This window comes from Lentzea sp. NBC_00516, from assembly GCF_036346835.1.
Lineage (GTDB): Bacteria > Actinomycetota > Actinomycetes > Mycobacteriales > Pseudonocardiaceae > Lentzea > Lentzea sokolovensis.
Window position 1 is genome coordinate 9,325,720 of record NZ_CP107840.1, and the last position, 26,639, is coordinate 9,352,358.

General features: G+C 69.3%; 27 protein-coding genes. 16 read left to right on the top strand and 11 right to left on the bottom strand.

All coding sequences use genetic code 11. The annotated features are described in order from the left end of the window. Window positions 1-9: 9 nt before the first annotated feature. Window positions 10-1,290 (bottom strand): amino acid deaminase, encoded by a 1,281-nt coding sequence (locus OG205_RS43430; protein WP_319976991.1) that lies wholly within the window; start codon window positions 1,288-1,290, stop codon window positions 10-12. 97 nt (window positions 1,291-1,387) lie between these two features. Here OG205_RS43430 and OG205_RS43435 point away from each other — a divergent pair, with 97 nt between their 5' ends. The 6 genes from OG205_RS43435 (at window position 1,388) to OG205_RS43460 (ending at window position 5,256) form a co-directional block, all read left to right on the top strand. Further along, window positions 1,388-2,353, top strand: a complete 966-nt coding sequence (locus OG205_RS43435; protein ID WP_330273577.1) for a sugar kinase — start codon at window positions 1,388-1,390, stop codon at window positions 2,351-2,353. Further along, window positions 2,354-3,100 (top strand): IclR family transcriptional regulator, encoded by a 747-nt coding sequence (locus OG205_RS43440; protein WP_330273578.1) that lies wholly within the window; start codon window positions 2,354-2,356, stop codon window positions 3,098-3,100. Window positions 3,101-3,111: 11 nt separating this feature from the next. After that, on the top strand, window positions 3,112-3,492 hold the full coding sequence (locus tag OG205_RS43445) for a RidA family protein (protein ID WP_030481733.1): 381 nt from the start codon (window positions 3,112-3,114) through the stop codon (window positions 3,490-3,492). A gap of 116 nt (window positions 3,493-3,608) precedes the next feature. Next, on the top strand, window positions 3,609-4,199 hold the full coding sequence (locus OG205_RS43450; RefSeq protein ID WP_330273579.1) for a hypothetical protein: 591 nt from the start codon (window positions 3,609-3,611) through the stop codon (window positions 4,197-4,199). Beyond that, on the top strand, window positions 4,196-4,852 hold the full coding sequence (locus tag OG205_RS43455) for a hypothetical protein (RefSeq protein WP_330273580.1): 657 nt from the start codon (window positions 4,196-4,198) through the stop codon (window positions 4,850-4,852). The genes OG205_RS43450 and OG205_RS43455 overlap by 4 nt, the downstream gene beginning before the upstream one ends. Then, a complete protein-coding gene (locus OG205_RS43460) occupies window positions 4,849-5,256 on the top strand; it encodes a hypothetical protein (protein WP_330273581.1) in 408 nt (135 codons plus the stop codon). Before OG205_RS43455 ends, OG205_RS43460 begins: the two co-directional genes overlap by 4 nt. Here the strand turns inward: OG205_RS43460 and OG205_RS43465 are convergent. After that, on the bottom strand, window positions 5,237-5,578 hold the full coding sequence (locus OG205_RS43465) for a DUF1844 domain-containing protein (protein WP_093596535.1): 342 nt from the start codon (window positions 5,576-5,578) through the stop codon (window positions 5,237-5,239). The two genes, OG205_RS43460 and OG205_RS43465, sit on opposite strands and share 20 nt — an antisense overlap. A gap of 298 nt (window positions 5,579-5,876) precedes the next feature. Here OG205_RS43465 and infC point away from each other — a divergent pair, with 298 nt between their 5' ends. From infC to OG205_RS43490, 5 genes are all read left to right on the top strand, one after another. Next, window positions 5,877-6,488: a translation initiation factor IF-3 gene (infC, locus tag OG205_RS43470; RefSeq protein WP_093596532.1), complete on the top strand. Its 612-nt coding sequence runs from the start codon at window positions 5,877-5,879 to the stop codon at window positions 6,486-6,488. Window positions 6,489-6,537: 49 nt separating this feature from the next. Continuing rightward, window positions 6,538-6,732: a 50S ribosomal protein L35 gene (gene rpmI / locus OG205_RS43475; protein WP_258948200.1), complete on the top strand. Its 195-nt coding sequence runs from the start codon at window positions 6,538-6,540 to the stop codon at window positions 6,730-6,732. Between the two features lie 79 nt (window positions 6,733-6,811). Beyond that, window positions 6,812-7,201 (top strand): 50S ribosomal protein L20, encoded by a 390-nt coding sequence (rplT, locus tag OG205_RS43480; RefSeq protein ID WP_319976984.1) that lies wholly within the window; start codon window positions 6,812-6,814, stop codon window positions 7,199-7,201. Beyond that, window positions 7,198-8,040: a TrmH family RNA methyltransferase gene (locus OG205_RS43485; RefSeq protein ID WP_330278366.1), complete on the top strand. Its 843-nt coding sequence runs from the start codon at window positions 7,198-7,200 to the stop codon at window positions 8,038-8,040. Before rplT ends, OG205_RS43485 begins: the two co-directional genes overlap by 4 nt. Window positions 8,041-8,068: 28 nt before the next feature. Continuing rightward, window positions 8,069-9,016: a S41 family peptidase gene (locus OG205_RS43490; protein ID WP_330273582.1), complete on the top strand. Its 948-nt coding sequence runs from the start codon at window positions 8,069-8,071 to the stop codon at window positions 9,014-9,016. 21 nt (window positions 9,017-9,037) lie between these two features. On the opposite strand, the gene OG205_RS43495 is transcribed toward OG205_RS43490, so the two are convergent. Then, window positions 9,038-11,740 (bottom strand): hypothetical protein, encoded by a 2,703-nt coding sequence (locus OG205_RS43495; protein ID WP_330273583.1) that lies wholly within the window; start codon window positions 11,738-11,740, stop codon window positions 9,038-9,040. A 2-nt stretch (window positions 11,741-11,742) separates the two neighbouring features. After that, window positions 11,743-13,494 carry an HSP90 family protein gene (locus OG205_RS43500; RefSeq protein ID WP_330273584.1) on the bottom strand — a complete coding sequence of 584 codons (1,752 nt, stop codon included), beginning with the start codon at window positions 13,492-13,494 and terminating at the stop codon, window positions 11,743-11,745. A 147-nt stretch (window positions 13,495-13,641) separates the two neighbouring features. Here OG205_RS43500 and pheS point away from each other — a divergent pair, with 147 nt between their 5' ends. The 3 genes from pheS to OG205_RS43515 all read left to right on the top strand — a co-directional run bounded on the left by pheS (window position 13,642) and on the right by OG205_RS43515 (window position 18,059). Then, window positions 13,642-14,709, top strand: coding sequence for a phenylalanine--tRNA ligase subunit alpha (gene pheS, locus OG205_RS43505; RefSeq protein WP_330273585.1), 1,068 nt, complete (start codon window positions 13,642-13,644; stop codon window positions 14,707-14,709). Window positions 14,710-14,714: 5 nt separating this feature from the next. Continuing rightward, window positions 14,715-17,192 carry a phenylalanine--tRNA ligase subunit beta gene (gene pheT / locus OG205_RS43510; protein WP_330273586.1) on the top strand — a complete coding sequence of 826 codons (2,478 nt, stop codon included), beginning with the start codon at window positions 14,715-14,717 and terminating at the stop codon, window positions 17,190-17,192. Between the two features lie 369 nt (window positions 17,193-17,561). Next, window positions 17,562-18,059, top strand: a complete 498-nt coding sequence (locus OG205_RS43515) for a hypothetical protein (RefSeq protein ID WP_330273587.1) — start codon at window positions 17,562-17,564, stop codon at window positions 18,057-18,059. On the opposite strand, the gene OG205_RS43520 is transcribed toward OG205_RS43515, so the two are convergent. Together OG205_RS43520 and OG205_RS43525 are read right to left on the bottom strand one after the other, a co-directional pair. Continuing rightward, entirely contained in the window at window positions 18,028-18,465 is a 438-nt protein-coding gene (locus tag OG205_RS43520; RefSeq protein ID WP_330273588.1) for a GNAT family N-acetyltransferase, read from the bottom strand. The genes OG205_RS43515 and OG205_RS43520 overlap by 32 nt on opposite strands. A gap of 200 nt (window positions 18,466-18,665) precedes the next feature. Continuing rightward, window positions 18,666-19,334, bottom strand: a complete 669-nt coding sequence (locus OG205_RS43525; protein ID WP_330273589.1) for a DNA alkylation repair protein — start codon at window positions 19,332-19,334, stop codon at window positions 18,666-18,668. Between the two features lie 146 nt (window positions 19,335-19,480). Here OG205_RS43525 and OG205_RS43530 point away from each other — a divergent pair, with 146 nt between their 5' ends. Continuing rightward, a complete protein-coding gene (locus OG205_RS43530) occupies window positions 19,481-20,476 on the top strand; it encodes a hypothetical protein (RefSeq protein WP_330273590.1) in 996 nt (331 codons plus the stop codon). Here OG205_RS43530 and OG205_RS43535 read toward each other — a convergent pair. Together OG205_RS43535 and OG205_RS43540 are read right to left on the bottom strand one after the other, a co-directional pair. Further along, the gene (locus tag OG205_RS43535) at window positions 20,451-21,089 is read right to left on the bottom strand and encodes a 2OG-Fe(II) oxygenase family protein (RefSeq protein ID WP_330273591.1); all 639 of its coding nucleotides are present in this window, start codon (window positions 21,087-21,089) and stop codon (window positions 20,451-20,453) included. The genes OG205_RS43530 and OG205_RS43535 overlap by 26 nt on opposite strands. Continuing rightward, entirely contained in the window at window positions 21,074-21,490 is a 417-nt protein-coding gene (locus OG205_RS43540; RefSeq protein ID WP_330273592.1) for a 2-oxoglutarate and iron-dependent oxygenase domain-containing protein, read from the bottom strand. Before OG205_RS43540 ends, OG205_RS43535 begins: the two co-directional genes overlap by 16 nt. 71 nt (window positions 21,491-21,561) lie before the next feature. On the opposite strand from OG205_RS43540, the gene sthA reads away from it, so the two are divergent. Beyond that, window positions 21,562-22,977 (top strand): Si-specific NAD(P)(+) transhydrogenase, encoded by a 1,416-nt coding sequence (gene sthA, locus OG205_RS43545; protein WP_319976973.1) that lies wholly within the window; start codon window positions 21,562-21,564, stop codon window positions 22,975-22,977. Here sthA and OG205_RS43550 read toward each other — a convergent pair whose 3' ends face one another. The 3 genes from OG205_RS43550 to OG205_RS43560 are packed head-to-tail and all read right to left on the bottom strand — an operon-like array spanning window position 22,978 to window position 26,595. Then, window positions 22,978-23,619 (bottom strand): response regulator transcription factor, encoded by a 642-nt coding sequence (locus OG205_RS43550; protein ID WP_330273593.1) that lies wholly within the window; start codon window positions 23,617-23,619, stop codon window positions 22,978-22,980. A gap of 10 nt (window positions 23,620-23,629) precedes the next feature. Further along, window positions 23,630-25,102 (bottom strand): sensor histidine kinase, encoded by a 1,473-nt coding sequence (locus OG205_RS43555; RefSeq protein WP_330273594.1) that lies wholly within the window; start codon window positions 25,100-25,102, stop codon window positions 23,630-23,632. Further along, entirely contained in the window at window positions 25,099-26,595 is a 1,497-nt protein-coding gene (locus OG205_RS43560; RefSeq protein ID WP_330273595.1) for a sensor histidine kinase, read from the bottom strand. Before OG205_RS43560 ends, OG205_RS43555 begins: the two co-directional genes overlap by 4 nt. Between the last annotated feature and the right edge of the window lie 44 nt (window positions 26,596-26,639).

Sequence of the window (26,639 nt, forward strand, 5' to 3'; positions counted from 1 at the left end):
CGGCACTCCTCAGAAGTAGGTACGGATCAGGTCGACCACGGTCGTGCCCTGCACGACCGGGATGAGCTGCCACTTGTCGAACACCGTGCAGGGGTGCGAGAGACCGAGCCCGATCCAGTCGCCGACGCGGACCGTGGACTCCGGCCCCAGCGACAGGAACGCGTGCTGGTCGTTGAGGGCGGTGACGCGAGCCTGGGTCAGCGGGGCGATCGCGCCGTCACCGCGGCGCACGAGCTGAGGCTCCGGCAGGCCCTCGTCGAACGACGCGTCGCGCTTGCCGATCGTCAGCAACGCCAGGTCGCGCTGCGGCCGTGACGTCACCTGGGCCCACGCGCGCAGAGCGCTCTTGAACGGCTCGACGCCTTCGATGCGGGAGAACGGCGAGATCCCGCGGTAGAAGCCGTCGTCGTGCGTGATGTACGCGCCGCTGCGCAGCACCGGGGTCACCGGCACCGGCCACGGCTTGGCCAGCGTCGCCGCCACCTGGTCGAAGTACGCGCTGCCGCCGGCGGTGACGATGACCGAGTCCAGCTCGTCGAACAGTCCGGCGTCGGCCAGCCGCAGCACCAGCGTGCGCAGGTCGTCGAGGTAGCCGTCCACAACGGACTGCGACGACTCGGAGGCGTCGTGCGCCAGCGCGCCCTCGTAGCCACCCGCGCCGACCAGCCGCAGCACCGGACTCTGGTCCACCGCCCGCGCGACGGCCAGTGCCGTCTCCAGGTCCCGCGCGCCCGTTCGCCCGCCGGGAGCGCCGAGCTCGACGATCACGTCGACCGGCCGTCCGGGCTGGAGCTCCTGCAGCGTCTCGCTCATCAGCGCGACGCCGGCCTCGGAGTCGGCCCAGCAGCTGAACTCGAAGTCCGGGTCGCCGTCGAGCTCGCCGACCAGCCAGCGCAACGCCGCCGGGTCGAGCAGCTGGTTCGCCAGCAGGATCCGGCTCACCCCGAACGCCCGGTAGACCCGCAGCTGCGACGCGTTGGCCGCGGTGATGCCCCAGACGCCGTGCTCGATCTGCCGCTGGAACAGCTGCGGCGCCATCGTCGTCTTGCCGTGCGGCGCCAGCTTCACGCCGTGGTTGTCACACCACTTGGACATCGTCGTCAGGTTGTGCGTCAACGCGTCCGCGTCCAGCACGACGAGCGGTCCGACGAACTCGTCGGCGAACAGGTCGAGCCGCCGGTCGGCCACCTCACCGATGGTCGCACCGAACGTGCTCGACGGCAGGCCCTTGAAGCGCCAGCTGACCTGTTCCGACCTGATGTCCGCGACGGCCGAAAGGTCCATCTCCATCAGATGTTGCATATTTTGCAACTCCCATTGCGCGATGTGATGCTGAGTTGTGTAGCATTCGTACTCGCCGCCGTCAACGAACACCTCTGGAGCACGTATGCGGTTCGAACACGTCGGCGGTGTCGTGTGTCTCGGCGAGACCATGGTGATGATGGTTCCGGCTGAACCGGGTCCTGTGCATCTGGTGCGCACCTGGCACCGGGCCGTCGGTGGCGCCGAGTCCAACGTCGCCATGCACCTGACCCGCCTCGGCGTGCGGTCCTCGTGGGTCAGCGCGGTCGGCGACGACTCGTTCGGGCTCGCGGTGCTCGACACGGTGGGCGGCTTCGGTGTCGACGTGTCCGGCGTGCGGATCGACCCGTCCCGCCCGACCGGCCTCTACGTCAAGGAGGCCTCACCGCACGGCAGCCCGGTGCGCTACTACCGGCGCGGTTCGGCGGCGTCGGGCATGGGGCTGGAGATGATCGACCGGCTCGGCCTCGGCGAGGTGAAGCTGGTGCACCTCAGCGGGATCACGCCCGCCCTGTCCGACTCGTGCCTCGAGCTGATGCGCGAGCTGCTGCGGCGGCCGCGGCACGGGTTCCGGATCTCGTTCGACCTGAACTGGCGTCCGGCGTTGTGGACCGACCGCGACCCGCGCGTGCTGCGGGAACTCGCGGACATGGCGGACGTCGTGCTGGCCGGCTCCGACGAGGCGGAACTGGTGTGGGGCACCGGCGATCCCGCGCGGTTGCGGCAGTTGCTGCCCGGCCCGCGGTCGCTGGTGGTCAAGCAGGGTGCCGACGGCGCGACGCTGCTGGAAGGCGGCTCGTCGTACTTCGAACCGGCGCTGAAGGTCGAGGTCGTGGAGCCGGTCGGCGCGGGTGACGCGTTCGCGGCGGGCTTCCTCGCGGCCACCCTGGCGGGGGAGAGCCCGTCGGTCCGGCTGCGTGCCGGGCACCTGCAGGCGGCGTCCGCTTTGCTCACCGCCGAGGACGTCGGCGATCCTTTGCCGGACGACGTGACAGATCCGCTGCTGCACGCCGATTCGCAGACGTGGGCGTCCGCCCGCCTGGAGGTGTAGATGAGCCAGAGCCTCGACCGCGCGCTCACGCTGGTGAACCAGCTCGCGTCGGGTCCGAAGACGCTGGACGAGCTGTCCGGCGTGATCGGCGTGCACAAGTCGACGACGCTGCGGTTGCTGCGCACGCTGGAGTCGCACCGGTTCGTGCAGCGCGACGGCGTGCACCACTACCGCCTCGGCACCGCTCTGTTCGACCTCGCGAACCTGGCTCTGGAGGAACGCGACGTCCGGCGCGCCTCCGAGGCCGCGTTGCGCGACCTGAACTCCCGGCTCGGGCACACCGTCCACCTCGCGTCCTACGAGGACGGTGAGGTGATCTACATCGACAAGTACGAGTCCAGGCACCAGATGCGGATGTACTCGCGCATCGGCCGCCGCGCGCCGTTGCACTGCACGGCCGTGGCGAAGATCCTGCTGGCCGACCTGCCCGCTCCGGCGTTGCAGAAGGTGCTGGCCGGCATGGAGTTCCCGCGCCTGACCGCGAACACCATCATCGGCCCGACCGCGTACCTGGCCGAGCTGGAACGCGTGCGCGCCAACGGGTACGCCGTCGACAACTCCGAGCACGAGGACTTCATCCACTGCATCGCCGCCCCGATCAGGGGTGCGCGCGGCGAGGTGCTGGCGGCCGTGTCGATGTCCGTGCCGAAGGTGCTGCTCGACTTCGACGGCCTGCTGGCCCACCTGCCAGACCTGCTCGCCACCGCCGAAGCCGCATCGGCCGAATGCGGTTTTGTTTCCAGATAAGGGGAATTACGTTGTCCAAGGTTGAGATCAAGACCGCTGACGCTCCGCAGCCGGTGGCCCGTTTCTCGCAGGGTGTGCGCAAGGGCAACATCCTGCAGGTGGCAGGCCAGGTCGCGTTCGACCCGAAGTCGGGTGAGATCGTCGGCACCACGGTCGCCGAGCAGACGCGCCAGACGTTCGCGAACCTGCACGCCGTGCTCGCCGCCGGTGGCGCGTCCATCGACGACGTGGTGATGATCCGCGTCTACCTCACCGACACCGCGCACTTCGCGGAGCTGAACGAGGTCTACGGCGAGTTCGTGACGGACCCGGCGCCCGCCCGCACCACCGTCTACGTCGGGCTGCCCGCCGGACTGCTGGTGGAGATCGACGCGCTGGCCGTCGTCGACTGATCCACGGCTTTTCGACACAGGCACCCTCCGGCCGGAGGGTGCCTGTCCCGTTCTCCGGGGTCGATCACGACTTCCCGCGTGGCCCTGTGGCGCCTGCGTTGTGGCAGCATCCGCTTATGAAGTGGTACGCGGACAGACCGGTCAGGTTCACGCGTCAACTGATCGCCGACCTCCTCGCCGTCGGCTGGGTCGGGCTCTGGATCTGGGTGGCGACCACCGTTCACGACTGGGTGCTCGAACTGAGGGCGCCGGGAGATGGACTGGTCAGCGCGGGCGGCAGCATCCGGGACGCCTTCACCAACGCCGCCGGCAAGGCCAGGGGCGTGCCCTTCGTGGGCGAGGATCTGGCGGGAGCGCTCGGCAACGGCAGCAAGGCCGGCGAGACGCTCACCAACGCGGGCAACGCGCAGATCGGCGTGGTCCAGGACTCCGCGTTCTGGCTCGCCGCGGCACTGGTCGTCGTGCCGGTGCTGTTCCTGCTCATCACGTGGTTGCCGATCAGGCTCCGGTACGCCCGCAGGGCCGCCAACACCGCGAGTCTGCGGGGGATGCCGGATCTGCTGGCCTTGAGAGCGCTCACATCGTTGTCGCCGCGGGAACTCGGCAAGTTCGACGGTGATCCCGCGGTGGCCTGGCGTACCGGGGACACGGACGTCATCGACGAACTGGCACGACGTCAGCTCGCCTCGGTGGGGGTGCGGGCATGATCGCGCTGGCGGTGATCGCCGCTGTGGTGGCGATGTGCGCGGTGGCCGTGTCGTTGTGGCAGGCCCGCGAAGCGAAGCACGCCCAGGACGCCGCGAAGAAGTCCCACGAGGCCGCCACCAGGGCACAGGAGGAGGCGCAGGCCGCGCGCAAGGCCGTCGAGCAGGCCACGGCGAGCGCTTTCCAGGCCAAGAACGTGGCGGAGGAGGCGAAGAAGGCCGCGGCGAAGGCCGAGGAGGCCGTCGGGAAGGCTGCGGAAGCGGCCACGGCGTCACGGATGCTGGCCGACGAGGCGCAGCTCATCGCCCAGCAGATGACGGCACAGGTCAACGGACTCGTCGAGGTCATCGCAGCCCGCGGCAGCCGCAGCGGCATGCCGACGTTCGCCATCACGCCCGGTGCGCCCGACGAGTTCCGGCTCAGCTACTTCGGCGGGCCCGCCGTCATCGAGCAGCTCACGGTGTCCGTCGTGCCGGGCAGCCGCGTGCTCGGGCTCTCCCAGTACGACGACGAGCCGCCGGTCGAGCACCTCGAGGTGGGGCCGCTCCACAACGGCTCCGCCATCACCTTCCGGGCCGCCACCGGACAACGGGCCAGCGCGGTGTTCCAGGTCAGGGCTGAGCCGTGGGAGCCGATCGTGGTGCGGGCCGAGTGATCAGCCAGGCGGCGAAGCTCGAAGAGCCGTGCGAGAACTGCGGTGCGTCGCGCACGGGCTGGGCGGTGCAGCTCGTCCAGGACGGCGAACTCGCGTGGGAGGAAGACTGGCAGTGCACCGGGTGCCAGGTCGCCTCGTGCGACCGGGGGCAGGGGGCGCCTGCCTGGATCCGCGACGAGATCCTGGCCCAGCAGGGGGCCTGCCGCCTGACGCTCACCGACGAGACCGTTGCAGGTGGAGTGCTGCTGAAGGCGTTCCGCGACGCGCTCGGGTGCTCCATCGGGGAGGCCCAGGAGGCGGCGCGGGCGATGAGAGAGTCCGGCTACGAGGGCACCTACGTGGAGATGACGCTCGTAGCCGGCCTGCTGAACCTGGCTCCGCCGGTCAGTACACGGGACCGGTGAACTTCTCGCCGGGACCCTGTCCCGGCTCGTCCGGCACGGCGGAGGCCTCGCGGAACGCGCGCTGCACCGACTGCAGGCCGTCCTTGAGCGGGGCCGCGTGCGGGCCGAGGTACTCGGAGGTCGCCGTGATCAGGCCGGCCAGACCGGTGATCAGGCGGCGTGCCTCGTCGAGGTCGCGGCGCGGGGAGTTGTCGGGGTCCGGGTCGGCGAGGCCCAGGCGCTCCGCGGAGGCGGACAGCAGCATCACCGCGGCCCGGCTGATCACCTCGATGCTGGGGACATCGCCCAGGTCACGGATGCTGTCTTCAAGCGGATCGGTCACGCCCTATTCAAGCAAGCCCCCGTGCGGGGCCGACGTCACAGGGCCGCGATTGGGGGGTTGACAAGAGCGTCTGCTAGTATTTCGGACGCGACCAGCTCTCGTTAGTGCGAGAGCGGCAAGTGGAGCCCCGCTCCCACCCGCGTTCACCGCTTGTTGAGGTGGCCGGGTCCGGTCCTCCAGGCTACTGGCACTCGGGTGCTCGAAGTTCTGGGGTGAGATCGGTCGGAAGCGGGCCCCTTCACCGGGAGACGGTGACGGGGCTCTTGTTTTTGGCGCAACCGAGTCTCAAAGGACGTGAATGACAAGTCCCTCGAACCGCGGTGCACCCGTCAGCACCGAGCCGCGCATCAACGACCGCATTCGGGTGCCGGAAGTTCGTCTGGTCGGGCCGAATGGTGAGCAGGTCGGGATCGTTCGCATCGAGGACGCGCTCCGACTCGCGCAGGAAGCGGATCTCGATCTCGTCGAGGTCGCCGCTCAGGCTCGCCCGCCGGTCTGCAAGCTCATGGACTACGGCAAGTTCAAGTACGAGACGGCGCAGAAGGCTCGCGAATCTCGTCGGAACCAGCAGCTGACGGTCATCAAGGAGCAGAAGCTCCGCCCGAAGATCGACCCGCACGACTACCTGACGAAGAAGGGCCACGTGGCCCGCTTCCTCTCGCACGGGAACAAGGTCAAGGTGACCATCATGTTCCGCGGTCGCGAGCAGTCGCGCCCCGAGCTCGGCTACAGGCTTTTGCAGAAGCTGGCGGAGGACGTCGCGGAGCTGGGCTTCGTGGAGTCGAACCCGAAGCAGGACGGCCGCAACATGATCATGGTGTTGGCGCCGCACAAGAACATCAAGCCGCGCGTGGTCAAGCAGGACGACGACGCACCCGAGGCGGATGACACCGCCTCGGAAGAGGCGTAGGACGCACGCCCGCCCCCGACCCGGTGGGTAGCACGAGACGAGGACGGAAATGCCGAAGAACAAGACGCACAGCGGGACCTCGAAGCGCTTCAAGGTCACGGGCAGCGGCAAGATCCTGCGGGAGAAGGCCGGCAAGCGCCACATCCTGGAGAAGAAGTCCAGCAAGGTGACGCGTCGCATGAGCGGCACCGCGGTCGTGTCCGACCACGACGCTCCGCGCATCAAGAAGCTGCTCGGTCTCTGACCCGCTTCGACACCCCCTAGCTAATTCGGGAAACCGGCCCCCGACGCCGGTTTCCCCATGAGATCGACAGGATGTACCCGTGGCACGCGTCAAGCGGGCTGTAAACGCCCAGAAGAAGCGTCGTACCGTTCTCGAACTGGCCAGCGGTTACCGCGGCCAGCGTTCGAGGCTGTACCGCAAGGCCAAGGAGCAGGTGCTCCACTCGCTCAACTACGCGTACCGCGACCGCCGTGCGCGCAAGGGCGACTTCCGCAAGCTGTGGATCCAGCGCATCAACGCTGCGTCCCGTGCGAACGGCATGACCTACAACCGCCTCATCCAGGGCCTGCGCCTGGGCGGTGTCGAGGTCGACCGCAAGATCCTCGCGGACCTCGCCGTCCACGACGCCACCGCCTTCACGGCGCTCGTCGAGATCGCCCGCAAGGCGCTCCCGGCCGACGTGAACGCTCCGGCCGGGAGCCAGGCCTGAGCGACAACGCTCGCGCGCACCACCGACCCGAGGCAGATCCGTTCACCGAACGGACGCCTCGGGTCGTTGCTGCTCGCCACCTGACCCGCCGCCAGGGCCGCGACAAGGCAGGGCGTTTCCTCGTCGAGGGCGCCCAGGCCGTGCGCGAGGCACTCGCCTGGAAAAACGGCGAGGTGCACGAACTCTTCGTCACGGCGACGGCCGCGCAGCGCAACGCCGAACTGCTCCAGACCGCCTCGAACCAGGGCATCCGGATCAGCGAGGTGACCGACAAGGCCGCCGACTCGTTGTCGGAAACCGTGACGCCCCAAGGCATCGTCGCGGTCTGCGACGCCGTCCCGCAGCCTCTCGACCAGGCGCTGCAAGGAACTCCGCGCCTCGTCGCCGTGCTCTACGGCGTCTCCGATCCCGGCAACGCGGGCACCGTCACGCGCGTGGCGGACGCGGCCGGAGCGGACGCGGTGATCTTCGCGGGCGACACGGTCGATCCGCACAACGGCAAGTGCGTGCGCGCCTCCACCGGCTCGCTCTTCCACCTGCCGATCGCCCGGTCCCGTGACGCGGACGAGGTCTTCGCCGCGTGCCGTCAGGCCGGCCTGAGGCTCGTGGCCGCCGACGGCTACGCGAAACAGGACCTGGTCGAGGCCTCCACGCAGGGCGAACTCAGCCGGCCGACCGCGTGGGTGTTCGGCAGCGAGGCCCACGGCCTGCCCGACGACGTCGTGGCGAAGCTGGACACGTCGCTGAAGGTTCCGCTGTACGGCGCCGCCGAGAGCCTGAACCTCGCGACGGCGGCCGCTGTCTGCCTTTACGCCTCCGCCAGGGACCAGCGGAATTGAGCTGACGGGTGCCGGGCGCGCGATTACTGTGCGCCCCGTGCGCGAATCAGAGATCGAAGTCCTGTGCTCCCAGCTCGCTTCCTACTACGTCTTTCCGGACACTGCCAACGAGATCGCGAAAGTCCTGCGCGCTCGTCTGGACGAGGGCGCTTACTCCGATGTGGACGATGACGAGGAGTTCGCGGCCAAGGTGACCGCGGACCTGCAGAGCGTCAACGGCGACAAGCATCTCCGCCTGCTCTACAGCGCCGAGGAGGTCCCCGAGACCGGCCAGGAGTCGGCCTGGGACCCGGTGGCCTACAAGTTGGAAGCCGAACTGGACGCGTTCGGCATCCGCAAGATCGAGCGGCTCGAAGGCAACATCGGCCTGCTCGAGATCCGCCTGCTGCACGACGCCGACATCGCCACCCCGGCCGTCGTCGCCGCGATGAACCTCATCGCGCACACCGACGCGTTGATCATCGACCTGCGCGGCAACGTCGGCGGCGACCCGCACACGGTCGCGCTGATCTGCAGCTACCTGTTCGACGAACCCGTGCACCTCAACGACATCTACAACCGCGTGGACGACACCACCCAGCAGTTCTGGACGCTCCCGCACGTGCCAGGCCCGAAGTTCGGCGGCACGAAGCCGGTCTACGTCCTCACCAGCGCCCGCACGTTCTCCGGTGGCGAGGAACTGAGCTACAACCTCCAGCAGAACGAGCGCGCCACCCTCGTCGGCGAGACCACCAGGGGCGGCGCCCACCCCGGCGACCGCTACCGCGTCGGCCCGCACCTCAAGTCCGCGGTTCCGAACGGCCGCGCCATCAATCCGATCTCCGGCACCAACTGGGAAGGCGTCGGCGTCGTCCCGCACATCAGCGTGCCCGCGGACGAGGCGTTCGAGGTCGCCTACGAGAAGGCGACTGCGCACACTCCAGAGCAGGCCACCCCTGGGCTGGATGTCAGCTCGACGAAAAGCGCGTCGAGCTGACATCCAGCGACCACCACCTGATCAATCCAGCCGGGCGGTCAACTCGCGCACGAGCGGATCGGTGCCGGACGGTTTGTTCTGGCGCCGCAACGCCTCCGACAGCACCGAGAGCACGGTGGAGACCTGGTTGTCGTCGGGCAGCAGCGATGCAGCCCGGCGCGCCTCGGTCTCCGCGCCCTCGGCGTCGTCGGCGTTGAGGAGCACGTGCGCCGCCTTCAGCACGACGAACACCCGCCAGCCCTCGTCGCCCAGCGACACCACCAGCGCTTCGGCGTCGCGGTACTGCTTCATCGCCAGCGCGAACTCGCCGGCCTGGCCGTGCACCCACGCGCGGATCGCGGCGATCTCCGCCTGCCTGCGGGTGACCTCGGTCGGGTCGTCCAGCAACGGCAGCAGCGCCTCGGCCTCGTCCACGGCCGCACGCGTCTCGGTGATCTCCTCGTCGGGCAGGTTCGACGCCAGCTCGACCAGCGAGCCGATCGCCTCCGAGAGGTTGCCCTCCTGCTGCCACAGCGCGGCACCGGCGCGCCAGGACGCCATCGCCTCGTCGTGCTTGTCCAGCCGGCCCTGCACCGAGGCGAGCGCGTCGAGCAGGAACGCCCGCCGTCCCGTCTCCTCTGGCGGCAGCAGATCCGCGGCCTCGCGCAGATAGCGCTCGGCAGCAGGGAGTTCGCCCAGCTTGCGGCACACCTGCCCGAGCCGGAACACCACCTGCAGCCGCAGGTCCTCCTGGCCGTCCTGCAACAGCCGCAACGACTCCTCGAGCACCTCGGCTGCCTCGACGAACCGGTCCGTCTGCACGTATCCGCCACTCAACGCGAAGCAGAAGTGCGCGGTGTGGCCGGGGGAGAGGTGCACGCGCGAGATCGCCACGGCCTCGCGGAGATCGCCCAGGCAGGCACCTTCCTGGTCCAGCTCCTGGATCGCCGCGACCTGGTACCAGCGTGCCTCCGCCGACTCCGGCAGCGGGAACGCCGACACGAACGCACGCGCCGTCGCCACCGCCTCCGTGACCTTGCGCAGCACGGTCTCCAGTCGCAGTTGCAGCCGGTAGCCCTCGAACCGCGCGTTCAACGGTAGCTCGCCCGACATGGCCGTCAGCACGTCCGTGTAGGCGCCTTCGACGTCCTGCTGCCGTGCCTTGTGCTCCGCGGACTCGATCACGACCCGGCCGCGCAGTTCCGGAACGTCCAAAGAGGACGCCAGCGCGATCATCTCGTCGGCCCGCTCGTGTGCGTGCGCGTCGTCGTGCAGCTCGGCCAGCGTCAGCGCCGCGACCGTCCGCGTGTAGTCGGTCGTCGCCTCGGCCAGGCACCGTTCGGCGAGCTGCAACCCACCTTCCAGGCCCATCGCGAGCCGCGCCTGGTACCGCAGCGCGAGGTCGGCGGGCAGCGCCGTCAGCATCTCGTCGAACGCCGCCGGGTCGAACGGCACCAGCCCGGTCGTCATCCGCCGGATGCCCGCGTGCGCCGCGAGATCGGGCGGCAGCAACGAGTCCATGTCCGCGGGCAGCGAGTCGAGCATCCGCCGCGCCTTCACGAAGTCGCCCTGCTCGTACAGCAGCACCATCGACTCGGCGATCTCCACCGGGTCGCCGAACACGACGGACTCCTCGACCGGAGCGGCCACCGGTGCGGCCGGCATCGCGAGCTCGACCGCCGGGTAGTCCTTCTGCTCCAACGACAGCGTGACCCGGTCGAGCCACGCGGACGTGCCGTTGCGCTCGTCGAACTGCTTCGCGAGCTGGATCGCGCGCTTCGACAGCCGGTCGAGCAGCTCGGCGGCCGTCCGCGACCCGACCGCGGGGACCTCGAACACCGTGTCGGCCGGAAGGCGCTGCAGCAGAACGGAAGCGCACTGCGCGAACGACATCTCGTCGGCCGGCAGCTGCACGCCCGTCACCTTGTGCAGCGACCGGCGCAGGATCTCCTCGCCGCGCGACAGGTTGCCCGTCAACGCGCAGAACCGGATGTGTTCGTGCACGTACGAGGTGATCTCGTCGTCCTTGATCAACCGGTACGCCGTGGTGTGCGCGTGCGCGGCCTTCTCGACCTCGCCGGTCTCCAGCAACGGCCACAGCAGCGCGGACAGGATGCCCTGCGGCTGCGTGGCGCAGCCGGTGTTGCCCGACAGGCCCTCCCAGCCGTGCGCGGCGGCTTCCTGGTGACGGCCCAGCCGCGCCAGCATCCAGACCTGCTCCTCGATCACGCAGGCCTCGCAGTCCGCCATCGGCCCGCGTTCCGTGGCGAGGTAACGCCCGAGCTGTTCGGCAAGCCCGACCATGTCACCGATGTGGTACGCGTACTCGGCGCGGGCGCCGTGCACCGGCTGCACCGAGAAACCGAGCTTCCCGTAGCGGTCCGCGAGCTGGCCGATCACGGCCTGCAGCTGCTCCAGCGAGAACTTCGGGTCCCGGCGCAGGCCCGTCGCGATCCACTTGTGCGCCCAGTTCAGCGAGTGGACCTCGTACTCGTTGAACGCCTCGGGGTCCTTCTCCTCCGCGGCCCGCACCCACGCGAACGGCGCGAGCATCAGGTCGTAGCGCGACAGGTAGTAGGCCGAGTCGATCAGCGCGGTCCGGCACGACACCCCGAGCGGCAGGTGCCCGAGCGCGTCGGACATGCGCGCGGCCCGTTCCAGCGCCTCGTGCTTCGGCATGCCCGTAGGCATGTTGTACGCCTCCAGGAACGCCCTCTCCGCGTCTTCAGCGGTGAAGTCGGCCATGTTCACTTACCCCCAACGGCGCGGTCCAGCAGTTCCAGGAACGAGCGGTTCAGCGCCGCCGTGTCCTTCGGTCGCATCGCTCGCCGAGCCTGCAGAACGGCGTGCACGTAAAGAGATTCGAGCGTCAGCTCCACCAGCGACGGGTCGTTCAACCGTGCGAGCCGTTGCACCAACGGGTTGCGGCAGTTGAGCACCAGCTGCTCGGGACGTGACGAACTGGACCCGGCGGTCAGCTGGCCCAGCAGCTCCGCCCACAACGGGTCCGTCACCTCCTCCGCGGTCTGCTCGGTGTCGAGCTTGCGCTGCTGCTCGGCGTTGCTGATCAGCAACGCGGGCAACGAGACGGGGTCGAAGTCGCGGATCACCGCGTCGCAGTCGTGCCGGTCCAGCGCCGCAGCGCCCTCCGCCAGCCGCGACCGCAGCGCCGTCTCGATCGCCGGTTCCGGATCGGCCAGCGCCGCCAGCAGCTCCGAGGGAGCCACCCGGCGCGCGACGGCCGGGCCGTCCAGCGCGCTGAGCCGGTTCAGCAGCTCCATGTCGTAGGCGTAGCCGGCGTTCACGAGCCCCAGGCCCTGCGCGGCCGCGACCGGCGCCAGCTGGTGGAACTCGTCGACGTCCGGGATGTAGAGGATCGCGCCGTGCTTGCGCTTGAACTGCCGCAACGGGATCGCGCCCTCGGTGGTCTCGAACGGCAGCCACCGCTCGACCAGCCGCAGCATCTCGTCGTCCGAGCGCGCCAGCGACTTGATGCCCAGGTGGTGTGCGGCCAGCAGCTCACCGGCCCGGCGCGGTTCGATCGCGTCCAGCCTGATCAGCCAGTCGCGGATCTGCTCGCCCAGCTCCTCGCGCACCGCCAGCAGCATCTCGTCCTGGTAGAGCGACTCGCGCGACGCCGTCGGCCGGATCGCGGACGCGTCGACCACGCACCGCACGAAGTACGCCCAGTCCGGCAGCAGGCCCTCGACGTTGTCGCCGACCAGCATCCGCTTCAGGTACACCCGGTGCGTCTGGCGCGTCCCGGGATGGACCCCGGACGGCAGCACGAACGCGACGCCGGTCAGTCCCGCCGCCTCGACCTCGATCGGGATCGCCTCGAACGGCGTGAACCCCAGGACCTGCTCGCAGTACGCGGAGAGATCGGCGTCCTCGTCGTCCCACGGGCGTTCGCCCCGCGTCATGACGGCGCCGTCCAGCGTCACGGTGGCCGGCAGCAGATCGCCGTAGTCGCTCACCAGCGGCCGCACGACGTCGGCTTCGAGCCAGTGCTCGTTGCCGCGCGAGGCACTCAGCTTCACCGTCGTACCGACCGGCACCTCACCGTCTACAACGGACACGGTGTAGTTGCCGGACGAGTCCGCCTCCCACTGCACGGCCGGACCGCCGCGAGAGGACCGCGTGACGACCGTCACGGACGAGGCGACGAGGAAGCACGACAGCATGCCGACGCCGAACTGGCCGAGGAACCCCTCGCGGGCGAACCCCAGGTCGTCCCGCTTCGACGTGCGGCCGAGCGTGGACAACAGCTCGTGGACCTCGTTCTCGGTGAGCCCCACGCCGGTGTCGGTGATCGTCAGCGTGGAGCCGCAGGTGATCGTGACGTCGGCGGGGCAGGACGGGTCGAGCTCGCGCCTCGCCGTGATCGCGTCGACGGCGTTCTGCAGCAGTTCACGCACGTAGACGCGCGGGCTGCTGTACAGGTGGTGGCTGAGCAGGTCGATGATGCCGCGCAGGTCGACGCGGAAGGTGTGCGACATGATGCCGCCCATCCTAGGGACGACGTGAGGGCGATGCCGCTCTTTAACGGAACGTCCCGGAGCGGTCAACAGCGCACCCACTAGGATCGGCCTGTTGATTACCTGATGTCCGCTGTGTGGGTCGAAACTGGGAGCTGTCCACAAACCATGTCCGGAGCCAACGACCCGTACGACCCGAAGCAGGTCGCGGCGCTGTCGGCCGAGAACCTCGACGCGGCCGTGCAGAAGGCGCGCGAGGCGTTCGCCGGAGCTGCCGACCTCGAGGCACTGGCCGCGGTCAAGCCCGGCCACCTCGGCGACCGGTCGCCCGTGCTGCTGGCCCGCCGCGAGATCGGCGCCCTGCCCCCCAAGGCCAAGGCCGAGGCCGGCAAGCGCGTGAACGAGGCGCAGTCCGCCGTCAAGACCGCGTTCGAGGAGCGCCACGCCGTGCTCCAGGTCGAGCGCGACGAGCGGGTGCTGCGCGAGGAGTCCGTCGACGTCACGCTGCCCTGGGACCGCTTCCCGCGCGGCGCGCGCCACCCGATCACCACGCTCGCCGAGCGCATCGGTGACGTCTTCGTGGCCATGGGCTACGAGATCGCCGAGGGCCCCGAGCTCGAGACCGAGTGGTTCAACTTCGACGCGCTGAACTTCGGCAAGGACCACCCGGCCCGCTCGATGCAGGACACGTTCTACGTCGCGCCGGGTGACTCGCAGCTGGTCCTGCGCACGCACACCTCGCCCGTGCAGGCCCGCACGCTGCTCGACCGCGAGCTCCCGGTGTACGTCGTGTGCCCCGGCCGCACGTTCCGCACCGACGAGCTCGACGCGACGCACACCCCGGTGTTCCACCAGGTCGAGGGCCTCGCGGTCGACAAGGGCCTGACGATGGGCCACCTCAAGGGCACGCTCGACGCGTTCGCGCGCTCGATGTTCGGCGAGGACTCGAAGACCCGCCTGCGCCCGAGCTTCTTCCCCTTCACCGAGCCGTCGGCCGAGGTCGACGTGTGGTTCCCGGAGAAGAAGGGCGGCGCGGGCTGGGTCGAGTGGGGCGGCTGCGGCATGGTCAACCCCAACGTCCTGCGCGCCACCGGCGTCGACCCGGACGTCTACTCGGGCTTCGCGTTCGGCATGGGCCTGGAGCGCACGCTGCAGTTCCGCAACGGTCTGCCCGACATGCGCGACATGGTCGAGGGCGACGTCCGCTTCACCCAGCCATTCGGAACGGAGGCCTGATCCGGATGCGCATCCCGGTCAGCTGGCTGGTCGAACACCTCGGTTTCGACGAAGTCCCCACGCCCGACGAGCTCGCCGAGGCGTTCACCCGCATCGGCATCGAGGTCGAGGAGGTGAGCCCGCTCGGTCCCGTGACCGGCCCGATCGTCGCCGGTCGCGTCGTCGAGATCGAGGAGCTCACCGAGTTCAAGAAGCCGATCCGCTACTGCACGGTCGAGGTCGGCCCGGAGCAGGTCAACAAGATCATCTGCGGCGCCACGAACTTCGTCGAGGGCGACTCGGTCGTCGTCGCGCTGCCCGGCGCCGTGCTGCCAGGCGGGTTCGCGATCGCCGAGCGCAAGACGTACGGCCGCGTGTCCCAGGGCATGATCTGCGCCTCCGACGAGCTCGGCATCGGCGACGACCACTCCGGCATCCTCGTGCTGCCCACCGGCACCGCGCAGCCCGGCGACGACGCGCTGGAGCTGCTCGGCCTGAACGACACGGTCATCGAGCTCGCGCCGACCCCGGACCGCGGTTACGCGTTCTCGGTCCGCGGCCTGGCCCGTGAGATCGCCTGCGCGCTCGACGTGCCGTTCGGCGACCCCGGCCTGATCGAGGTCCCCGAGCCCGAGGGCGAGGCGTGGCCGGTCCACATCGAGGACCGTCCCGGCTGCTCGCGGTTCGTGGCGCGCCGGGTCACCGGTGTCGACCCGACCGCGCCCACGCCGTGGTGGATGCGCCGCCGCCTGATGCTCGCGGGCATGCGGTCGATCTCGCTGCCGGTCGACGTCACGAACTACGTGATGCTCGAACTGGGCCAGCCGCTGCACGCGTTCGACGCCGCCTCGCTGTCCGGTGCGCTGACGGTCCGTCGCGCGCTGGCGGGGGAGAAGCTCACGACCCTGGACGACCAGGTTCGCGCGCTGGACGTCGACGACATCGTGATCGCCGACGACTCCGGTGTCATTTCTTTGGCCGGTGTCATGGGCGGCGCGTCGACCGAGGTCGGCGACAGCTCCTCGGACATCCTGCTCGAGGCCGCGAACTGGGACCCGGCGTCCATCGCGCGCACGGTCCGCCGGCACAAGCTGCCGTCCGAGGCCGCGAAGCGCTTCGAGCGCACCGTCGACCCGGCTCTCGGACCGGTGGCGCTGGAACGGGCCGCGAAGCTGCTCGGCCACTACGCCGAGGGCCAGATCAAGCCCGGCCGCACCGACGTGGGCGCGCCCACGCTGTCCGAGCCGGTGTCGATGCCGATCGACCTGCCCGACCGCATCGCCGGTGTCCGCTACGCCCGTGGCGTCACGGCCCGCCGGCTCGGCCAGATCGGCTGCCAGGTCTCCGTGACCACCTCGGACGACGGCCAGACGATCGTCACGGCCGTGCCGCCGACGTGGCGCTCCGACCTCGTGCAGCCCGCCGACCTGGTGGAGGAGGTGCTGCGGCTGGAGGGCTACGACACGATTCCCTCCGTGCTGCCGCCCGCTCCCGCCGGTCGAGGCCTGACCGAGCAGCAGCGCCGCCGCCGCACGGTGTGGCGCACGCTGGCCGAGGACGGTTTCGTCGAGGTCAAGCCGTTCCCGTTCATCGACCCGTCGGTGTTCGACGCGTTCGGTCTGGCCGCCGACGACATCCGGCGCAACACGGTCGGCGTGCTGAACCCGTTGGAGGCGGACAAGAACGTCCTCGCGACGACGCTGCTGCCGGGTCTCCTGGAGACCCTCCAGCGGAACCTGGCCCGTGGTGCGAAGGACGTCTCGCTCTACAACATCGCCCAGGTGACGCTGCCGCGCGCGCAGCAGGTGCCCGTGCCCGCGCTCGGCGTGGACCGCAGGCCGACCGAGGCCGAGGTGGCCTCGCTGCTGGCCGCGCTGCCGCACCAGCCGCTGCACGTCGCCGGTGTCCTCACGGGTCACCGCGAACTGGCCGGCTGGTGGGGCAAGGGCCGCATCGCCGACTGGTCGGACGCCGTCGAGGCCGCTCGTCGTGCCGCTCAGGCGTACGGGGTCACCCTGCGCGTCGTGGCGTCGGACCTGCTGCCGTGGCACCCCGGCCGCTGCGCCGAGCTGCGCGTCGGCGACTGGCCCGTCGGTCACGCCGGTGAGCTGCACCCGAAGGTGATCGAGGCGCTGGGCCTGCCCAAGCGCACGGTGGCGTTCGAGCTCGACCTGGACGCGCTGCCGCTGGACGACCACCGCCCGGCCCCGATGGTGTCGGCGTACCCGCCGGTGCTGCTGGACGTCGCGCTGGTCGTGGACGCCTCCGTGCCGGTGCAGTCGGTGTCCGAGGTGCTCGGCGCGTCCGCGGGCGACCTGCTCGAGGACATCCGCCTGTTCGACGTGTACACGGGTGAGCAGCTGGGCGAGGGCAAGAAGTCGCTCGCTTACTCGCTGCGCTTCCGGGCGCCGGACCGCACGCTGACCGTCGAGGAGGCGACCGCGGCCCGCGATGCCGCCGTCACCGCCGCCGGCGAACGTCTGGGCGCGGCTCTGCGCGCCTGATCGGCCACGATGGACGAAGGCCCGGGGTTCCGCGCGAATCCCGGGCCTTTCCACGTCACCAGGACACACCGATGAATTGCCGGTGAAAGTTCGCTCGTTCGGCTGAATGCCGAATTGCGGGATTTGGGATCAAACCAGCAGGTGGTAGCCCTGCGTAGCTGTCAAGGTGCCAAAGGTCCTTCATTACAAGGGGAAATCGGCAACCGTCGGACGCTTGCGCAGTACGTGAAGGTTCTCCAAGATTGGCCACGCGGCCCGCCAGGGCCGAGGGGCGAAGCGATGAACCACCGGGCGAGTCTGGTCGCCGGTCCGGTGGGGAGCTATTGGCGAACCCACCGCCTGGGAGCAACAACTCTGGAGAGTTGCGCCATGCGTAGTCTGGGTCCGCGCCTTGAGATCGCTGTGTCCTTGACGATTCTCATGCTCGGCGCGGCGGTCGTGGCGGCCATGCACCTCACCTGGCCAGAGCCCGAGACGCCCGCGATGGCCTACTCCGTGAGCAGCGGCGAGTCGGGCATGCAGCAGCTCAAGCCGTTCGAGATCAACGACATCTCCGGCGCGGCCGTGGAGCTCAAGCCGGGTGCCGTGGGCGAACGCACGGTGCGGCTGTCCAACCCCAACCCCGTCGGCATCATCGTCGAGAGCCTGTCGGCCGTGCCCGGTCAGCCGCTCGACGCCACCCAGCAGCGCGTGGAAGGCTGCCCGGCCGGTGTGCTGACCGTCGTCCCGCTCACCGACATCGTGGACATCCCCGCCGGTGGCGCGGTCGAGGTCACGATGAAGGTCGAGGTCGCGCAGGACGTGCCGGCGGAGTGCGCCGAGCTCGTCTTCCCGCTCACCTACTCAGGTCGCGCGAAACACGGCTAGCCAGCCGCTCACGCGCCGCCGGCCATTCCGACGGCACCATCGAGTAGACGACCGTGTCCCGCTGCGTTCCGTCCGGCCGCGTGACGTTCGCGCGCAGGACCCCGTCCTTCGAGGCACCGAGCTTCTCGATCGCCCGCTGCGAGCGCACGTTCGCCGCGTCGGTGTACCAGCCGACCCGCAGCGCGCCGCGCACGTCGAAGGCCTCGGACAGCAACAGCAGCTTCGCCTCGGGGTTGATCGCCGTGCCGTGCCACTCGCTGCCGACGATCGTGTAGCCGATCACCAGCCTGCGGTGCTCCGGCACGACCTCGTAGAACGACGTCGTGCCGACCACGCGTCCGGTGGCGACCTCGATCTGCGCGAACGCCTCCCGGCCAGCGATCGCTTCGGAGATCCAAGCGCGCATGTCGTCGACGCTGTGACATTTCTAGAAGCGAAGCGCCGTTGTCGACACACGAGAAGGACGCTCGTGTGTCGACAACGGCGGGCTGACTGCTCAGCAACCACGTCCAGATGTCCGGGTCACGGGTGACCTCGAACAGCTCCTGGGCGTGGTCGAGCGACAGCGGCTCCAGCCTGACGTGCTTCCCCTCCATGTGATCGACACTAGAGGTGTTTCAGAGCCTCGCGCCGTGACAACGGCGACAGCCCCGGCCGCGCCTCGACGAACGCGCGCACCCAGCCCGGTTCGGTCTTCGCGAACTCCCGCAGTGCCCAGCCGATCCCCTTGCGCAGGAAGAAGTCGGGGTCGTCCGCGTTCGCGTCGACGCACGCCGTCAGCAGCTCGACGTCGGTCGCGCCCTTGAACCCGAGCTGACAGATCACCGACGTCCGCCTCCGCCACCTGTCCGCGTCGACGGACCACTTCAGCATCAACGGCCGCACGACGTCCGGTGCCGAGCGCAGCAACGGCCCGACGCGCTTCGACGCGATCTCGTCCACGTAGTCCCACCACGCGCCGGTCACGATCATCTCGTCGAACCACGGCATCAGGTCGACGGACTGGAACCGGCGATCCCCGCTCAGCGAGAGCGCGACATAGCGTTCCTCGCGATAAGTGGCCTCGCGCCACAACGTCTGGATCGCGTCGAGCCACTCGTCCCGGCCGGGCAACTGGGGCAGCGACTTCAGCAGCGCCACTCGTCCCGGTTTCTGCACACCGAGGAACGGCATGTCGGACTTCATGTACGCCTGCATCTCCGGTGCCTTCACCGGATCCGCGAGCTCCTCGAGTCCCGCTCGAACCGCGTCGATCAAGGAAACCTTAAGTGTCACGCCCAAACGGTATAGGCATTAGGAGTAGCCCTGTTGAGATTTATGGCCCCATCGGTACCGAAAGTGCTAACGAACGCGCAAAACATCACTTGACCGGGGGCTTCTGTGAACAGAATGGGTGCTTGGCCCCTATACAGTTCGCGTTCATGCGCGTGCTCATGGTTGTGGCGGCGCTCGTGCTCGGCAGCATGGGTGCTACCAAAGCGGACACGGTGGATTACCTGGATCTGCCGCTGGTGAACGGAAACGGCGAACAGCGGGGTGGAGTGCACCCCGATCTGCCGTCCGACCGTGCCGCGCTGGAGCAGGCGCTGACCGGATACCGGGCCAGGGGCATCGCGCCCACGCGCTTCAAGGCGTTGCTGTGGCACTACTGGATCGTCCGCGCCGCCGAGGACGCGGGCGTCAACCTGTCCGAGTGGGACCCTCAACGCACCGCGGACTCCAACCGCGCGGTGATCTTCGCCGTCTACGACTTCTACGCGAAGCTCTACCTGACCTACCCGGACACGTTGCGGTGGATGGGTTTCGCGAACATCGGAGCCCCCGCGTTCGCCGCCGGAATGCTCGATCTGGGCACGGTCCCGGAACTGCGCTGGTTCTCGTCGATGCTGATGTCGATGCAGAAGCACATCTTCATGGACCTCGGCGCGATGCACGCCGCCTACCTGCACGGCGGGATCCAGGCCGTGCAGGAGCTGCGCGACGCGGGCGTCATCGACCCGGACACCACCGCGGCGTGGGCGGATCCGGCGCAGGCGGTCCTGGAGTTCTCGTCCCGCGAGCAGAACCTGGTGATCGCCGACCAGTTCGACCGCATGCGTTCCCGGCTGTTACCGCCCGGCGAGATGGTCACGTACGCGATCACGGTCGCCGGCCCGATGCCGGTGCCGGGCGGGAAGACGCCTGCGCGGTACCGGCCGTTGTTCGGCGGTCCGCTGCCCGCGTTCAACTACGCGGACCGGGTGGCGCGCTGGGATTTCCTGAGCAAGGACACCGTTCCCGCCTACGAGCGCCTGAGTGCGGACGCCGTGCACAGGATCGTGCAGCGGCCGTTCGCGGACCGCGTCGCCGATTACCGCGCCAGGGTCCGGTTGCTGGACCTGGTGCTGCCGTTCAGGAGCAACTCCGGAGTTCGCTGAGCACCTTCAGCCTGTCCTCCTCGATGATCCGGCGCGTGGTGACGCGATCGGGATAGCAGCGCATGAACATCGAGGTGAAGTGCGTGCCGTAGTGGATGGTGTCGCCGTCCGGGTCGTCCAGCGGGCGCACGACGGCCTCGAAGTTCGGCTCGTGGAAGTAAGCCATCGTGAACCGCTCGCGGGTGTTGAGCAGGACCTTGTGCGGCGTGGACAGCAGCTTGCCGCCGGTGAGGAACTGCAGGACGTCACCGGGGAACACGGTGACGACGCGCTCGACCGGTGCGACGAAGTTCCAGCCGTGGGCGTCCTGGAAGCCGCCCGCCGCCGACTCGTCCGCGAGCCAGTTGCGCGGCCGGTCCTCGCCTTCGATCGGCGGGCGGACGAAGAGGCCGCCGACGTCGTCCTGCGCGGCCAGCACGAGCATCCCGTAGTCGGTGTGCGCGCCGATGCCGCGGTCGCTCTCGGACCTGGTGGGGAAGCGCAGCACCCGCATGTGGTGCCAGCCGTCCGCGGTGAGCCTGGTGAACGTGTCGATGTCGAGCCCGAAGCCCAGTGCGGTGAGCTGAAGGACGCGTTCGCCGGCACCGCCGAGCATCGTCATGAACTCCCGCATGGCGTCGCGGTAGCGCTCGTCCGGCCACGGAACCGGTCCGTGGCACGGCCATTTGCCGACGACGCGGGAGTCGTCGAGCGGAACGTCTTGCAGATCGTGAAGATCTCCGAATAGTCCGCGATGCCGTCGGTGACCTCTTCTCCGGACGCGATGTAACCGGAATAGGTCAGGTCGCTCACAAACCGTGACTTTTCTTCGATCGTCAATCCGTGGAAGAACCGTCTGCTGGCGGCCATTGCCGCCGCTGTGGTCCGGTCCTGTGCCGCGTCGGTAGCGATCTGCAGGATCCCGTCGGCTTGCCAGGCCGTGATGAGTCGGCGGCCGAGCTCGGCGTCGTCGTCCGAACCGGTGACGGTCTCGGGAAGGCGGAAGGTGCGAAGTCCTGTCATGGACTCACGCACGACACAATTCATCGCAAGGTTCATATTTCGTTCGGGGGTGGAATCGAATCCGTCTTAGTAGGCTGACGACCATGACGCCGTACGACTACGACCTGATCGTCATCGGCTCTGGCCCTGGTGGCCAGAAGGCGGCGATCGCAGGTGCGAAACTGGGCAAGCGCGTAGCGATCATCGACAAGCAGGAGATGGTCGGCGGTGTCTGCGCGAACACGGGAACGATCCCGTCGAAGACGCTGCGCGAAGCCGTCATGTTCCTGACGGGCATGAGCCAGCGCGAGCTGTACGGCGCGAGCTACCGCGTCAAACAGGACATCACCATCAACGACCTGATGGCTCGCACGCAGCACGTGATCGGCCGTGAGGTGCAGGTCGTGCGCGCGCAACTGCACCGCAACGGCATCGATCTGCTGAACGGCTTCGGCCGGTTCGTGGACGAGCACACCGTGACGGTGGACGGGGCCCACCGCGGCGACCACACCACGATCAGCGGCGAGTTCATCGTCATCGCGACGGGCACGACACCGGCCCGCCCGTCCGTCGTGGACTTCGACGAGGAGCGGATCCTCGACTCCGACGAGGTCTTCGCGCTCACCGAGATCCCGTCGTCGCTGGTCGTGGTCGGTGCGGGCGTGATCGGCATCGAGTACGCGTCGATGTTCGCGGCCCTCGGCACCCGCGTCACGGTCGTGGAGCAGCGCGAGAAGATGCTCGACTTCTGCGACCCGGAGATCGTCGAGTCGTTGAAGTTCCACCTGCGCGACCAGGCCGTGACGTTCCGCTTCGGCGAGAAGGTCGTGAACGTCGAGGTGTCGCAGGGCGGCACCATCACGACGCTGGCGTCCGGCAAGCGCATCCCGGCCTCCGCCGTCATGTACTCCGCGGGCCGGCAGGGCACCACCGAGAAGCTGGACCTCGCCGCCGCCGGGCTGGAAGCGGACAACCGCGGCCGGCTGAGCGTCGACGAGCACTACCGCACGCCCGTCGAGCACATCTACGCCGTCGGCGACGTGATCGGCTTCCCGGCGCTGGCCGCGACGTCGATGGACCAGGGTCGCCTGGCCGCGTACCACGCGTTCGGCGAGCCGGTGCACGACCTGACGGCGTTGCAGCCCATCGGCATCTACACGATCCCGGAGATCTCGTACTGCGGCGCGACGGAGACCGAGCTCACCTCGTCCGCGGTGCCGTACGAGGTCGGTATCTCCCGGTACCGCGAACTGGCGCGCGGCCAGATCATCGGCGACGCGTACGGCATGCTGAAGCTGCTGGTGTCCACTGTGGACCGCAAGATCCTCGGTGTGCACGTGTTCGGCACCGGCGCCACGGACCTCGTGCACATCGGCCAGGCCGTGATGGGCTGCGGCGGCACGGTCGACTACCTGGTCGACACGGTCTTCAACTACCCGACGCTGTCCGAGGCCTACAAGATCGCGGCCCTGGACGCCACGAACAAGATCCGCGCGCTGGACCGCTTCACGACCCGGTGATCACGACCGGGTGAGGCCGGCGTCGTGGGCCACGATGGCGGCCTGCACGCGGTTGGCGCACTCCAGCTTGGGCAGGATCCGGCTGATGTGCGCCTTCACCGTGCCGGTCGCCATGAAGAGCTGCTCGCCGATCTCGGTGTTGGACAGCCCTTCGCCCACGAGCCTGAGCACGTTGCGTTCGGTGCCGGTGAGCGCGTCGATCTTGCGGCGCGCGTCCGACCCGTCGTTCGGCGCGAGCAGGTGCTTCTCGATCAGGCGCTTGGTGATCTGCGGGGCGAGGATCGGTTCGCCCCGCGCGGCCTTGCGGACGGCGTTGATCAGCTCCTGCGGCGGGGTGTCCTTGAGCAGGAACCCGGTCGCGCCGACCTTGAGGGCCTGGGCCACGTAGGAGTCCTCGCCGAACGTCGTGAGCATGACGACGCTGACCCTCGACGCGATCTGCTCGGCGGCCTTGAGGCCGTCGCCGCCGGGCATGCGGATGTCGAGCAACGCGACGTCGACCGTGTGCTTGAGGGTCAGCTCGACGGCCTGCCTGCCGTCGCTCGCCTCGGCCACCACGGTGATCTCCGGGTCGTTCTCCAGGATCAGCCGGATGCCGGCCCGCATGAGCGTTTCGTCGTCGGCGATGAGAACTCGGATCACGCCCAGCAGCCTACGGGCGCTCCTGGACCTTCGAGGACAACTTGCTGTCGCGGAAGCACAGCTTGTACTGCAGGTCGGGGTTGTGCGACGTCCGGAACCGCGAGCACCCGTCCACACCGAGCTGCCCGACGCCGAACTGGTCGTACACGTCCCCCTCCTCGGTGACGCCCACCTTCAGCGAGTCGAAGTACGGCGCGTTCATCTGCGTCGGGTTGAGCAGCGCGAAGAGCAGCAACACCAGCAACGCGCCCGCGATCGGCAGCAACGCCAGCAAACCGAGACAGCCACCGCCCAGCACCCGCGGCACGGTCAGGACCTCGGCAGCGAGCGGCGGAGGTACCTCGGCGACCTCGGAACTGGCCTGGTCGGCCTGGGCAGGCGGGTGCAGCGGCACGTCCGCCGCCACCCGGAAACCGCCCTCGACCGGCGGGCCCGCGCTGAACGAGCCGCCGAGCAGCCCGACGCGTTCCTCCAGTCCGATCAGGCCGCGCCGGGTGCCCTTGCCGGGAGTCGCCGGCGACGGCCCGTTCAGCACCTGGATGCGGGCCCGGCCTCCCTGGACCACGACCTGCACCCGCGTCCTGGCGGACGGGGCGTGCTTGGCGACGTTGGTCAGGGCCTCGCGGACCACCCGGTGCACGGCGCGGCGGGTGCGGGAGTCGGCGCCGTGCAGGTCCTCGCCGGACCAGTCGAGGGACGCGGCGAGTCCGGACGCCTCGACCAGCGCGGCGATGTCGGAACGGGTGCCGGTGTCCTCGTCGAGCGACTCGGGTTCGGGGTTCGTTCGCAGCACGCCGAGGATCTCGCGCAGTTCGGCCATCGCGAGCGACGACGTGGTGCGGATCAGCTCGGCCTGTTCGTGCAGTTGAGGGGCCTTGCGGGCGGTCGTCAGCTCCAAGGCTCCGGCGTGGATGGAGATCAGGCTGAGCCGGTGCCCGAGCATGTCGTGCATCTCGCCGGCGATGTGCGCGCGTTCCTCGGAACGGGCCGACGCGGCGGTCAGCGCACGGGCGCGTTCGAGGTACTCGTTGCGTTCCTGCAGGAGCCGGACCATCGGCCTGCGGCGGCCGAGCAGCATGCCCGACACCGCGGGGAACAGCACGAAGAACATCGAACCGATGACCGCACCGGCCACGGCCTCCCAGAACGGCATGTTCTGGTAGCTCTCCTGGAGCAGGCTGAACGCGGACTGCAGCGCGATCATGATCCCGAGCAACGCCCACAAGCGGCGCAGGGGCGTGACGCGACGGCACGCGGTGAAGACCACGAACGTCGTGATGGCCTGCGCCCACAGGTTGTTGACGGCGAAGAGCGGCGCGGTGAGCAGCAGCGCCCACTCGGGTTTGCGCGGAGCGAGCCACACGAGAGCCGCGATCCACAGCGCGGTCGCGACGGTCAGCGCCGGGTGGGGGACCGGTGCCAGCGGGGCGATCAGCGGCACCAGGCCCACCAGGAACGCGAGCGACGGCCAGACGAACCTCATCGGGCGAGCTCCCTCTTCGCGGTCAGCAGGCCCGAGTTCCGGTCGAAGCACAGCTCGAAGTCGCGGTCGCCGGACTCGCTCACGTGGTAGCGGAAGCACCCGCCGTGATCCGAGGGCACCCCGAAGCCGAACGTCTCGGTGACCTCCTGCTCGTGCGTGACCGACGGCTGGAACGCGTCGAACTCCTGCCGGGTGATCTCATCGCGGCCGAAGGTCGCGACGAGAAGCAGCACGAACACCGTGCCGAGCGCCGGGACGAGCGAGAGCGTGGCCAGACATCCGCCGCCGACCACGCGCGGCACGGTCAGGATCTCGGCGGTGATCGGTGGCGGCGCCTCCACCACGGCACCCGACGCACCCGTTTCCTCCTGCACCACCGGGTGCGACGGCAGGTTGGCGGTCACCCGGAACCCGGCGCCGGTGGGCACCTCGGCGAGGAACGACCCGCCGATCAGCGCGACACGTTCCTCCAGGCCGATGAGCCCGCGACGGGTCCCGGCACCCCTGGGCGCGGCGCTGGGACCGTTGACGACCTCGACCCGCACCCGGTCGGCGACGTCCACGGACACCCGCGTGCGAGCTGACGGCGCGTGCTTGTGCACGTTCGTGAGTGCTTCACGCACGACCCGATGGACAGCCCTGCGAAGACGTGCGTCGGCATCGGCCAGATCAGCGCCTGACCAGTCGAGGTGGACGGAGAGGCCTGCTGCCGCGGATGCCGCCACGAGCCGTTCGACGTCCGCGCGCGTACCGGCGTCCTCGTCGTGTTCGGAGGAGGTACCGAGCACGCCGAGGATCTCGCGCAGTTCCTCCATCGCGACCGCGGACGTCCTGCGGATCAGCTCGACCTGTTCGCGCAGTTCAGGGGCTTGTTCGGCGGCGGACTGCTCCAGCGCGCCCGCGTGGGCGGTCAGCTGCCGGAGGCGGTGGCTGAGCATGTCGTGCATCTCGCTCGCGATGTGTGCGCGCGTAGCTGACCTCGCGGTGCTCGCGGTCAACGCGCGCGCGTGTTCCAAGTAGTCGTTGCGCTCCATCAGCACCTGCGTCAACGGTTTGCGCCGCCCGATGAGCGCTCCGGACACGGCGGGGGAGATCAGCAGGAAGATGACCGAGAACAGGGTGCCGAGCACGTACTCCGTCATGCTGTCGCCGGCTCGCCACGAGTGCAGGCCGCCGAACGCCGCCTGCAACACGGCGGTGACGCCCACCAGCGCCCACAGCTGACCCTGCGAACGGACCGACCGGGCAGCGCGGAAGACGACGAGCGACGTCGGGGCGATGGCGAGCAGGTTGTTGACGCCGTTGAGGGGAGCGGTGAGCACGATCGCCCACCGCGGCCAGCGCGCGCTGAGCGGCACCAGCGCGGCCGCCCACAGCGCGGACGCCACGACCAGCCACCAGTGGACCGGCCTGCCGAGCGGCGCGAACAGCGTCACCAGCGCCAACAGGAGGGCAACCGCCGCCCACAACCCGTCGCGCACCTTCACGTTCACGCGGATCATCATCGTCGACCGCGTTCGGCGCCCCACAGCGCCAG

Coding starts and splice junctions, on each gene's coding strand:
- OG205_RS43520 (WP_330273588.1), bottom strand. CDS start 18,465: ATGCGCGCTTGGATCTCCGAAGCGATCGCTGGCCGGGAGGCGTTCGCG.
- OG205_RS43435 (WP_330273577.1), top strand. CDS start 1,388: ATGCGGTTCGAACACGTCGGCGGTGTCGTGTGTCTCGGCGAGACCATG.
- OG205_RS43430 (WP_319976991.1), bottom strand. CDS start 1,290: ATGGAGATGGACCTTTCGGCCGTCGCGGACATCAGGTCGGAACAGGTC.
- OG205_RS43500 (WP_330273584.1), bottom strand. CDS start 13,494: ATGTCGCACACCTTCCGCGTCGACCTGCGCGGCATCATCGACCTGCTC.
- OG205_RS43455 (WP_330273580.1), top strand. CDS start 4,196: ATGATCGCGCTGGCGGTGATCGCCGCTGTGGTGGCGATGTGCGCGGTG.
- infC (WP_093596532.1), top strand. CDS start 5,877: ATGACAAGTCCCTCGAACCGCGGTGCACCCGTCAGCACCGAGCCGCGC.
- OG205_RS43495 (WP_330273583.1), bottom strand. CDS start 11,740: ATGGCCGACTTCACCGCTGAAGACGCGGAGAGGGCGTTCCTGGAGGCG.
- rpmI (WP_258948200.1), top strand. CDS start 6,538: ATGCCGAAGAACAAGACGCACAGCGGGACCTCGAAGCGCTTCAAGGTC.
- pheS (WP_330273585.1), top strand. CDS start 13,642: ATGTCCGGAGCCAACGACCCGTACGACCCGAAGCAGGTCGCGGCGCTG.
- pheT (WP_330273586.1), top strand. CDS start 14,715: ATGCGCATCCCGGTCAGCTGGCTGGTCGAACACCTCGGTTTCGACGAA.
- OG205_RS43555 (WP_330273594.1), bottom strand. CDS start 25,102: ATGAGGTTCGTCTGGCCGTCGCTCGCGTTCCTGGTGGGCCTGGTGCCG.
- OG205_RS43515 (WP_330273587.1), top strand. CDS start 17,562: ATGCGTAGTCTGGGTCCGCGCCTTGAGATCGCTGTGTCCTTGACGATT.
- sthA (WP_319976973.1), top strand. CDS start 21,562: ATGACGCCGTACGACTACGACCTGATCGTCATCGGCTCTGGCCCTGGT.
- OG205_RS43530 (WP_330273590.1), top strand. CDS start 19,481: ATGCGCGTGCTCATGGTTGTGGCGGCGCTCGTGCTCGGCAGCATGGGT.
- OG205_RS43440 (WP_330273578.1), top strand. CDS start 2,354: ATGAGCCAGAGCCTCGACCGCGCGCTCACGCTGGTGAACCAGCTCGCG.
- OG205_RS43535 (WP_330273591.1), bottom strand. CDS start 21,089: ATGCGGGAGTTCATGACGATGCTCGGCGGTGCCGGCGAACGCGTCCTT.
- OG205_RS43450 (WP_330273579.1), top strand. CDS start 3,609: ATGAAGTGGTACGCGGACAGACCGGTCAGGTTCACGCGTCAACTGATC.